The sequence below is a fragment of the Nocardioides aestuarii genome (genome assembly GCF_039527245.1).
GTDB classification, from domain to species: Bacteria; Actinomycetota; Actinomycetes; order Propionibacteriales; family Nocardioidaceae; genus Nocardioides; species Nocardioides aestuarii.
In genome coordinates this window covers 2553249-2562942 of the sequence record NZ_BAAAJT010000002.1, presented here as the reverse complement: position 1 = coordinate 2562942, position 9694 = coordinate 2553249, and the positions used below count along the sequence as shown (strand labels likewise).

At 73.1% G+C, this 9694-nt stretch carries 10 protein-coding genes; 7 read left to right on the top strand and 3 right to left on the bottom strand.

The annotated features are described in order from the left end of the window. The 3 genes from ABD091_RS12955 to ABD091_RS12945 all read left to right on the top strand — a co-directional run. Nucleotides 1-1412, top strand: a 1412-nt coding sequence (locus tag ABD091_RS12955) for a beta-propeller domain-containing protein (protein ID WP_343919042.1), incomplete at its 5' end; no start/stop codon positions are given. Nucleotides 1413-1535: 123 nt separating this feature from the next. Next, nucleotides 1536-1805 (top strand): DUF2277 domain-containing protein, encoded by a 270-nt coding sequence (locus ABD091_RS12950; protein WP_343919040.1) that lies wholly within the window; start codon nt 1536-1538, stop codon nt 1803-1805. Then, nucleotides 1802-2644 carry a Sir2 family NAD-dependent protein deacetylase gene (locus ABD091_RS12945; RefSeq protein WP_343919038.1) on the top strand — a complete coding sequence of 281 codons (843 nt, stop codon included), beginning with the start codon at nt 1802-1804 and terminating at the stop codon, nt 2642-2644. Before ABD091_RS12950 ends, ABD091_RS12945 begins: the two co-directional genes overlap by 4 nt. Here the strand turns inward: ABD091_RS12945 and ABD091_RS12940 are convergent. Next, entirely contained in the window at nt 2631-3317 is a 687-nt protein-coding gene (locus tag ABD091_RS12940) for an iron-dependent transcriptional repressor DtxR (protein WP_343919036.1), read from the bottom strand. The two genes, ABD091_RS12945 and ABD091_RS12940, sit on opposite strands and share 14 nt — an antisense overlap. Before the next feature lie 60 nt (nt 3318-3377). On the opposite strand from ABD091_RS12940, the gene ABD091_RS12935 reads away from it, so the two are divergent. The 4 genes from ABD091_RS12935 to ABD091_RS12920 are packed head-to-tail and all read left to right on the top strand — an operon-like array spanning nt 3378 to nt 7497. After that, nucleotides 3378-4700, top strand: a complete 1323-nt coding sequence (locus ABD091_RS12935; protein WP_343919034.1) for a cryptochrome/photolyase family protein — start codon at nt 3378-3380, stop codon at nt 4698-4700. Beyond that, a complete protein-coding gene (locus tag ABD091_RS12930; RefSeq protein WP_343919032.1) occupies nt 4697-5407 on the top strand; it encodes a hypothetical protein in 711 nt (236 codons plus the stop codon). The genes ABD091_RS12935 and ABD091_RS12930 overlap by 4 nt, the downstream gene beginning before the upstream one ends. 25 nt (nt 5408-5432) lie before the next feature. Further along, a complete protein-coding gene (locus ABD091_RS12925; protein WP_343919029.1) occupies nt 5433-7031 on the top strand; it encodes a glycoside hydrolase family 13 protein in 1599 nt (532 codons plus the stop codon). 34 nt (nt 7032-7065) lie between these two features. After that, the gene (locus ABD091_RS12920) at nt 7066-7497 is read left to right on the top strand and encodes a hypothetical protein (RefSeq protein WP_343919027.1); all 432 of its coding nucleotides are present in this window, start codon (nt 7066-7068) and stop codon (nt 7495-7497) included. A gap of 32 nt (nt 7498-7529) precedes the next feature. Here the strand turns inward: ABD091_RS12920 and ABD091_RS12915 are convergent, their stop codons facing one another. Both ABD091_RS12915 and ABD091_RS12910 read right to left on the bottom strand, forming a co-directional pair. Beyond that, nucleotides 7530-7985: a MarR family winged helix-turn-helix transcriptional regulator gene (locus ABD091_RS12915; RefSeq protein ID WP_343919024.1), complete on the bottom strand. Its 456-nt coding sequence runs from the start codon at nt 7983-7985 to the stop codon at nt 7530-7532. Then, a complete protein-coding gene (locus ABD091_RS12910; RefSeq protein ID WP_343919022.1) occupies nt 7982-9583 on the bottom strand; it encodes an MDR family MFS transporter in 1602 nt (533 codons plus the stop codon). The genes ABD091_RS12915 and ABD091_RS12910 overlap by 4 nt, the downstream gene beginning before the upstream one ends. Nucleotides 9584-9694: the final 111 nt, after the last annotated feature.

Below are 9694 nucleotides of genomic sequence, written 5' to 3'. Positions count from 1 at the left end.
CCGAGCCGGACGGCGCCGAGCTGCTCCTCACCGACGACCGCGTCGTCGTCGTGGCGGGCGGCGGCGACGGCCCGGTCGACCCCTGGAGCGACCGGCCGCGGCAGGTGACCCGCGTGACGACCTACGACCTCTCCGACCCCGCCTCCCCCGCCCTGGTCGACGACCGGAGCCTCGAGGGAGCGCTGGTCCGGGCCGTCCAGCACGACGACGACACGGTGCGCCTGGTCGTGACGACCGGGCTGCCCGACCTCGACTTCGTGGAGCCCCGCTTCTGGCGCACCGAGGACGGCGCCCGCGACCGCAACGCCGACGTCGTGCGCCGCTCGTCGCTCGACGACTGGCTGCCGGACGTCACGACGTACGACGCCGACGGCGACGAGATCGGCACCCAGCCGCTGCTGGACTGCTCCCAGGTCGTCGTGCCCAGCGACGACGACGCGGCCCTCGGGACCATGACCGTGGTCGGCCTCGACGCCGACACCCCGGACGACCTCGACACCCTCGGCATCGCCACCGACACCCGGCTCGCCTACTTCTCCCCCGACCGGATGTATCTCGCCACCTCGCCGTGGTCGACGTGGTGGGGCTGCTGCTGGGACGGCGTGTCCGAGCCCGTGGCCGACGCCGGCCGCAGCAGGCTCTACTCCTTCGCCCTCGACGACACCCGCGCCACCTACGTCGCCTCCGGCGCCGTCGACGGCCGGATCGAGGACCGCTGGTCCATGGACGAGCACGACGGCGTCCTGCGGGTCGCGGTCGGCCCGACCGTCGAGACCGGCAACTTCAGCAGCGTCGTGACGCTGCGCGAGGACGGTGACGACCTCGAGGAGGTCGGCCGGGTCGACCAGCTCGGCGTCGACGAGGAGATCAAGGCGGTCCGTTGGCTCGACGACCTCGCGCTCGTCGTCACCTTCCGCCAGGTCGACCCGCTCTACGCCGTCGACCTCACCGACCCCGACGACCCCGAGCTGCTCGGCGAGCTGAAGATCCCCGGCTACTCCGAGTACCTCCACCCGATCTCCGGCGACCGCCTGGTCGGGCTCGGCCAGGACGCCACGCCCCAGGGCCAGCTGCTGGGCGCCCAGGCCGCACTGTTCGACGTCCGCGACCTGACCGACCCGCGGCAGAGCGACGTCGTGCGCTACCCGAGCGGCTCGGTGACCGGCGCCGCGACCGACCCCCGCCAGTTCACCTGGCTCCCCGACCGGCAGACCGCGCTGGCCGTCGTGTGGGACGGCTGGCAGGGGCGGACCGGGTGGGTGTCGGTCCTCGAGGTCGACGGCGACCGGCTCTCGCAGCGGATGGTCGAGGTGGAGTACGGCGCCGACGTGACCGACGTGCGGACCGTGCCGCTGCCCGACGGCCGGGTTGCGCTGGCGACCTCCACCGGCGTCAGCTTCCTCGACCTGTAGGCGGGCTCCTGTCGCCGGGGCACGTCGTACCCGACCTGAGCGTCGTGAATCGCCGATCTCACGACCCTCAGGTCGGGTACGACGAGCACCCCGGGCCCCCTGAGTGGACGTACGCTCAGGGACATGTGCCGCAACATCCGTCCGCTCAACAACTTCGAGCCGCCGGCCACCAACGACGAGGTCACCGCCGCCGCACTTCAGTTCGTCCGCAAGGTGAGCGGCGCCACGAAGCCGTCGGCGGCCAACCAGGCCGCCTTCGACCAGGCGGTGGCCGAGATCGCCCACATCACCCGCCACCTGATCGACGACCTCGTGACGACCGCGCCGCCCAAGGACCGCGCCGTCGAGGCCGCCAAGGCGAAGGCCCGCGCCGCCGCGCGCTACGGCACGTGACCCTCACCGGCGCGCCCGCGGTCGCCGAGGCGCTCGACCTCCTCGCCGGCCGGCCGCTCGTCGTGCTGACCGGGGCCGGGCTGTCGACCGACTCCGGCATCCCCGACTACCGCGGTCCCGGCTCGGTGCCGCGGCAGCCCATGACCTACCAGGAGTTCGTCTCCGGGGCCGACGCGCGGCAGCGCTACTGGGCACGCGTGCACGTCGGGTGGGGGAAGTTCCGGGGCGCCGACCCCAACGACGGCCACCGGGCACTGGCCCGGCTCGACCCTGCTCTGCTCATCACCCAGAACGTCGACGGCCTCCACGAGGCGTCCGGTCAGCGGCGGCTGGTCGCGCTCCACGGGCGGATCGCCGACGTCGTCTGCCTCGACTGCCGGCGGCAGACCCCCCGGACGGCGCTCGAGCACCGGCTCGCCGAGCTCAACCCGGGCTGGCGCGAGGACCACGCCGACCTCGTCCTGCGGCCCGACGGTGACGTCGAGGTCGACGACTGGGCCGGGTTCGTGGTGGCGGGCTGCGAGGCCTGCGGCGGCGTGCTCAAGCCCGACGTCGTCTTCTTCGGCGAGAACGTCCCGAAGGACCGCGTCGCCCGCTGCTACGACGCCGTCGACGCGCTCCGCGAGATCGACGGCGCGCTCCTGGTCGCCGGGTCGTCGCTGGCCGTCATGAGCGGGCTGCGCTTCGTCAGGCGCGCGGCCCGCGACGGCACCCCCGTCGTCATCGTCAACCGGGGGACGACCCGAGGCGACGAACTGGCGGCGTACCGCCTCGAGGTGGGATGCAGCGAGTTCCTCACGACCCTGACCGCGCGGGCGGAGGAGCTCAGAGGATCCTGACGAAGATGTGGTCGGCGGCCTCGTCGACGATCTCGGCGGTCTCGCCGCCCGAACCGACCAGCACGCCCTCGTCGGTGCGGGCGACCGTCACCGTCTTGTCGGGGAGCGCGCCGACCCGGCGCAGGGCACCCATCAGGTCCTCGTCCTTCTGCATCTCCTCGGAGATGCGCCGGATGTGGACCCGCGACTCCTCGCCGCCGGGGATCTCCGAGAGCGGCTTGACCCCGGACATGAAGTCCTCGCCGGCCGCGGCCTCGCCGAGCTCGTCGAGGCCGGGGATCGGGTTGCCGTAGGGCGACTCGGTCGGGTGGTCGAGCAGCTCGACCAGCCGCCGCTCGACGGTCTCGGAGATGACGTGCTCCCAGCGGCAGGCCTCCGCGTGGACGAGCTCCCAGTCGAGACCGATGACGTCGACGAGCAGCCGCTCGGCGAGCCGGTGCTTGCGCATCACGCGGGTGGCCAGCCGCAGGCCCTCGTCGGTGAGCTGGAGGTGGCGGTCGCCCTCGACCGTGAGCAACCCGTCGCGCTCCATCCGCGCCACCGTCTGCGACACCGTCGGGCCGCTCTGGTGGAGGCGCTCGGCGATCCGCGCACGCAGCGGGACGATGCCCTCCTCCTCGAGCTCGTAGACGGTGCGGAGATACATCTCGGTGGTGTCGATCAGGTCGCTCACGTGGGCATTCTCCCCCATGTCAGGTGAGGGTGAACCGGTCGGATGGCACAGTGGGCGTTGATGACCTCGGTGATGTGGTTCCGGCGCGACCTGCGCCTCGGTGACAACCCTGCGCTGCGCGCGGCAGTCGACGACGGGGACGTGCTGCCCCTCTTCGTCCTCGACCCCCGGCTGTGGGGGGCGGCGGGCGTGCCGCGGCAGGTCTACCTCGGCGGGTCCCTGCGTGCGCTCGACGCCGCGATCAAGGAGCGGAAGGGCGGGTCGGGCGGCCTCCAGGTCGTCCGCGGCGATCCCGTGCGCCGGGTGGTGCTGGCCGCGCGCGAGGTGGGTGCCGACCGGGTCCACGTCGCCGCCGACTTCGGTCCCTACGGCTCCGAGCGTGACCGGGCGGTCGAGCAGGCGCTGGCCGACCACGACATCGAGCTGGTGAGGACCGGCTCGCCCTACGCCGTGGGGCCTGGCCGCGTCACCAAGGACGACGGCTCGCCCTACGCGGTCTTCACCCCCTTCCACCGCACGTGGGCGGCCCACGGCTGGCGCGAGCCGGTCGACGCCCCCCGCGGCGCCACGTTCCTCACCCTCGACGACACCACCGACATCCCCGACCGCGAGCCGCCCGACGGCATCACCCTGCCGACGGCCGGCGAGGCGGCCGCCAAGCGGAGGTGGCAGGCGTTCGTCGAGCACCGGCTGGTCGACTACGGCCGCGACCGCGACAAGCCGGGCGTGCCCGGCACCAGCCAGATGAGCGTCCACCTCAAGTGGGGCGAGATCCACCCCCGCACGATGCTCGCCGACCTGTCCGACCACGGTGGTGCCGCGGCCCAGAAGTACCGCGCGGAGCTCGCCTGGCGGGAGTTCTACGCCGACGTCCTCCACCACAAGCCCGAGACCGCCCGCGACTACCTCCGGCCCGAGTACGCGCGGATGTCCTACGACGAGCCCGACGAGCTCTTCGACCGGTGGCGGCAGGGCCGCACCGGCTTCCCGATCGTCGACGCCGGCATGCGCCAGCTGCGGGCGACGGGCTGGATGCACAACCGGGTCCGGATGATCGTGGCGAGCTTCCTGGTCAAGGACCTCCACGTCGAGTGGCAGCACGGCGCCCGCCACTTCATGCAGTGGCTCGTCGACGGCGACCTCGCGTCCAACCAGCACGGCTGGCAGTGGGTGGCCGGCTGCGGCACCGACGCGGCGCCCTACTTCCGGGTCTTCAACCCGATCAGCCAGGGCAAGAAGTTCGATCCGCGCGGCGACTACATCCGCCAGTGGGTGCCCGAGCTCGCCGACGCGAAGGACCCCCACGAGCCCGTCGACCCCGTCGTCGACCACGCCGAGGAGCGCCGCGAGGCGCTCGAGCGCTGGGAGGCGATCCGGTCGTGACCGACCTGCTCGTCCCCCACCGGTTCCGCGGCCCGGCCCGCTCGGGCAACGGTGGCTTCACCGCCGGCGCGCTGGCGGCGCTGCTCGAGGGCGAGCCGCTCGGTCGCACCGTCAGGGTCACGCTGCGGCAGCCCCCGCCCCTCGACACCCCGATGGCTGTCACCGACGGCGTCGCGGTCGACCACGCCGGTGCGGTCGTGGCCGCGGCCGAGGTCGTCGACGAACCGCTCGACCCGGTCGAGGCGGTCGATCCCGCGACCGCGGCGGCCGCGTCCGCGTCCTACGCCGCGCTGCAGCGACACCCCTTCCCCACCTGCTTCGCCTGCGGCACCGCTCGCGAGCCGGGCGACGGGCTCCGGATCTTCCCCGGCCGGGTCGACGACGCCGACGACCGGGCGCGGGTGGCCGCCGCGTGGACGCCGGACCGCTCGGTGGCCGGCGACCTGTTCGCGGTCGCCTGGGCCGCGCTCGACTGCGTCGGTGGGTGGACCAGCGACCTCGAGGACCGACCGATGGTCCTGGGACGGATGACCGCGAGGATCGACGCCGTCCCCGAGCCCGGCACGCCGTACGTCGTGGTGGGCGGTGCCCGGGGCGAGGACGGCCGCAAGGTCCACACCGCCTCCACCCTCTGGCACCCCGACGGCAGCGCGATCGGGGTGGCTGCCCACACCTGGATCACGGTCGACCCGGACTCGTTCAACTGACGGCGTGCGTGGAACACTTGGACGCATGGCTTTGAACGATCCAACGCAGGGCTCCACGACGGGCCCCTGGTGGCGCGACGCGGTGACCTACCAGGTCTACGTCCGCTCCTTCGCCGACAGCGACGGTGACGGCGTCGGCGACCTGCCCGGCATCACCTCGCGGCTGCCCTACCTGCGCGACCTCGGCGTCGACGCGCTCTGGATCACGCCGTTCTACACCAGCCCCCAGCACGACCACGGCTACGACGTCAGCGACTACACCGACGTCGACCCGCTGTTCGGCGACCTCGCCGCGGCCGACGAGCTGCTCGCGACCGCCCACGACCTCGGGCTCAAGGTCATCGTCGACCTGGTCCCCAACCACACGTCGAACGAGCACGTGTGGTTCCAGCAGGCGCTCGCCGCCGCCCCCGGGAGCCCGGAGCGCGCGCGCTACATGTTCCGCGACGGCCGTGGACCCGACGGCTCCGAGCCGCCCAACAACTGGGAGTCGGTCTTCGGCGGGCCCGCGTGGACGCGGGTCCCTGACGGCGAGTGGTACCTCCACCTCTTCGACTCCACCCAGCCCGACCTCGACTGGCGCAACCCCGAGGTGCCGGCGATGTTCGACGGTGTCCTCCGCTTCTGGCTCGACCGGGGGGTCGACGGCTTCCGGGTCGACGTCGCCCACGGCCTCTTCAAGGAGGAGGGCCTCCCCGACCAGCGTCTGCCCGGCGGCGCCGCGGCCGGCAGCGAGCCGATGGTGGAGCGGCGCCTCGAGCACGAGCCGATGTGGGACCAGCCCGAGGTCCACGGGGTCTACCGCGACTGGCACCGGGTCCTCCGGGAGTACGACGGCGACCGGATGGCCGTCGCCGAGGCCTGGACCAAGACCGCCGAGTCGATGGCGCGCTTCGTGCGCTCCGACGAGCTCGACCAGACCTTCAACTTCGGCTGGCTGCTCGCGGAGTGGTCCGCGTCGGCCTTCTCCGACGTGGTGCGCGGCACCCTCGCCGCCATGGCGCCGGTCGGCGCCGCCCCGACCTGGGTGCTGAGCAACCACGACGTCGTGCGCCACGTGACCCGCTACGGCGGCGGCGAGCGCGGCCTCGCACGGGCCCGCGCCGCGACGCTGACCATGCTCGCGCTGCCCGGCTCGGCCTACCTCTACCAGGGCGAGGAGCTCGGCCTCGAGGAGGTCGACGTCGACCCCGCCGACCGCCAGGACCCCGCCGCGCTCTACCGCGGCCAGGCGGGTCGCGACGGCTGCCGCGTCCCGATCCCGTGGTCCGGCACCGCCGCGCCGTTCGGGTTCGGCCCGGGCGAGGGCCAGCCGTGGATCCCGCAGCCCGATGACTGGACGGCGCTCAGCGTCGAGGCCCAGTGGGAGCGCACCGGCTCGACCCTGGAGTTCTACCGCGAGGCGCTGCGCGCACGCCGCGCCCACGCGCTCGACGCCGGCGACACGGTCGACCTCGACGTGCGCGACGACCTGCTCGTCGTACGCCGCGGCGACCTGACGGTGCTGCTCAACTGCGGCGACACGCCGGTCGAGCTGCCCGACGGCGAGGTGCTGGTCGCCAGCGGCCGGGTCGACGCCGACAAGCTGCCCGCCGACACCGCCGTCTGGCTCCGCGCCCGCTGAGGAACCTCCCGGCCTCGCCGTGCGTCAGAGGATCGTGAGGATCCGGACGTGGCGGCGGGTCGCGGCAACCTGCGGGGTGGTGGCGCTCGTGGGCCCGCTCGCCTGGTGGTGGACCGGTGGCGCCGCCGTCGTGGACACCCCGGAGGCCACCGTCCTCGTCTCCGAGCGCACCGGATACGGCATGGAAGCGGCCATCCCGGGCGTGATCGAGGTCGTCGGTGGCTGCCTGGGGGTCAACGGCCAGGTCGTCGTCTGGCCCCACGGCACCGACGTGGTCGACGACGACCCACTGACCCTCGACCTTCCGGGCCACGGTCAGGTGAGCCTCGGCCACGAGGTCATGCTCGGCGGCGGATTCGTCCACGAGCCTCCCCAGGACGAGCCGCGGGACGACCTCGTGGTCGGCGGTGCCCCCGTGCCCGAGCCGTGCACCCACCACCCCGTCGCGCTGACGCACGACAGGTGAGCAGGCGGGCGGCTCGCCTCCAGGGCGGCGGGTCAGTCCAGCGCGGCGTTGTAGCGCGTCAGCCGGTCGGCGAGGTCGGAGAGGTCCTGGTCGGACCAGGACGAGAGCTGCTGGCCGAAGCGCTCGCTCCGCTCCCGGCCCACGCGGCCGAGGCGGTCGTGGGCGTCGGCCGAGGCGACGAGCAGGGTGGCGCGACCGTCGTCGGGGTCCTGGCTGCGCTCGAGCAGGCCGAGGTCGACGAGGTGGGTGACCTGGCGGCTCACGGCCCCCTTGTCCATCCCCATGTCGTCGACGAGCGCCGAGGCGCGCAGCGGGCCGGTCTCGGCGACGTGGGCCAGCAGCAGGTAGGTCGACGGGGCGAGGTCGGGGTGGACCGCGCGGGCGCGCTCGCCGATGACCCGGCGCACGCGCCGGATGAGGACCCCGACCTCGGACTCGATCCGCCGCAGCGACAGCTGCCGCCGGGTGGGGGTCGCCGTGGTCGTCACCGCGCGTCCAGCTCCGCGGTCGCCTCGGGGGCGAGCTCGTCGGAGCGCTCCACGGTCGTCCGGAGCGGCACCTCCTTGATGGCCAGCACGCAGGCCAGCGCGAGCACGGCGAACGGCGTGGCGATCAGGAAGATGTGACCGGTGGCGACGCCGAAGGCGTGCTCGAAGAGCGCACGGATCGGCTCGGGCAGCGTGGCCAGGTCGGGGATCGAGTGGCTGCTGCCGGTCGTGCCCGGGTCGACCCCCATGTCGGCCAGGCCCTCGGTCACGGTGTCGGAGACCCGGTGGCTGAGGGCCGCGCCGAGCGCGGAGACCCCGATCGAGCCGCCCATCGACCGGAAGAACGCCACGACCGAGCTGGCCGCCCCCATGTCGGACTGGGCGGTGTTGTTCTGGACCGCGAGGACCAGGTTCTGCATCGTCGCGCCGAGGCCGAGACCCAGCAGCGCCATGAATCCGCCCACGACGACCAGCGGGGTCTGCTCGTCGATGGTCGAGAGCAGGCCGAGTCCAGCGATGACCAGGACCATGCCGCCGACGAGGTAGCGCTTCCAGTAGCCGGTGTTGCTGATGATCCGGCCGGTCGTGATGCTCGAGACGAGCAGCCCGCCGACCATGGCGATCGACATCAGGCCGGCCTCGGTCGGCGACATGCCGCGGGCGAGCTGGAAGTACTGGCTCAGGTAGACCGTCGAGCCGAACATCGCGACGCCGATCAGGACCGACGCGCCGGTGGCGAGCGACGTCGTACGGTCGCGGAAGAGGCGCAGCGGGACGACCGGCTCGCGGGCGACCTTCGCCTCGACGTAGAGCGCCGCGGCCACCACGACGAGGCCGGCGACGACGAGCGCGACGCTGGTGGTCGAGGCCCAGGCGAACTGGTTGCCGGCCAGTGAGACCCAGACCAGCAGCAGCGAGACGCCGCCGACCAGCAGCGTGGCGCCGAGGTAGTCGATGTGCACCTCGCGCTTGACGACCGGCAGGTGGAGCGTCTTCTGGAGGACGACGAAGGCGAGCGCGGCGACGGGCAGCCCGACGAAGAAGCACCAGCGCCAGCCGACGGTGTCGACGAGGAGGCCGCCGACGAGCGGGCCCGAGACCGTCGCCATCGCGAAGACGGCCCCGATGTAGCCGGAGTAGCGGCCGCGCTCGCGCGGGCTGACCATGCTGGCGATGACGACCTGCACCAGCGCGGTGAGTCCGCCGACGCCGAGGCCCTGGACGGCGCGGGCGCCGATCAGCACCTCCATCGAGGGCGCGAAGCCGGCGATCAGCGAACCGATCGAGAAGATCACCAGGGCCGTCTGCACCAGCAGCTTCTTGCTGAAGAGGTCGGCCAGCTTGCCCCAGATCGGCGTCGTCGCCGTCATGGTCAGCAACGTCGCGACGACCACCCAGGTGTAGCCGGTCTGGCTGCCCTCGAGGTCGGTCACGATGCGCGGCAGCGCGTTGGAGACGACCGTGCTCGAGAGCATCGCGACGAACATCGCGAGCAGGAGACCGCTGAGGGCCTCGAGCACCTCGCGGTGCGACATCTGTCCGCCCTGCTCCGCACTGGCGGGCGGGGCGGCGGCTGGCGTGCTGGCCTGCTGGGTCACGGGAGCTCGTTCCATGGTGGAGAAAAGGTTGTCGAGGTCAACTATATTCCCCGGGCAGCAGGTCTCCCGAAATGCGGACGACCCGCAGGTGTGGCGCTGGGCGCCGCTCCG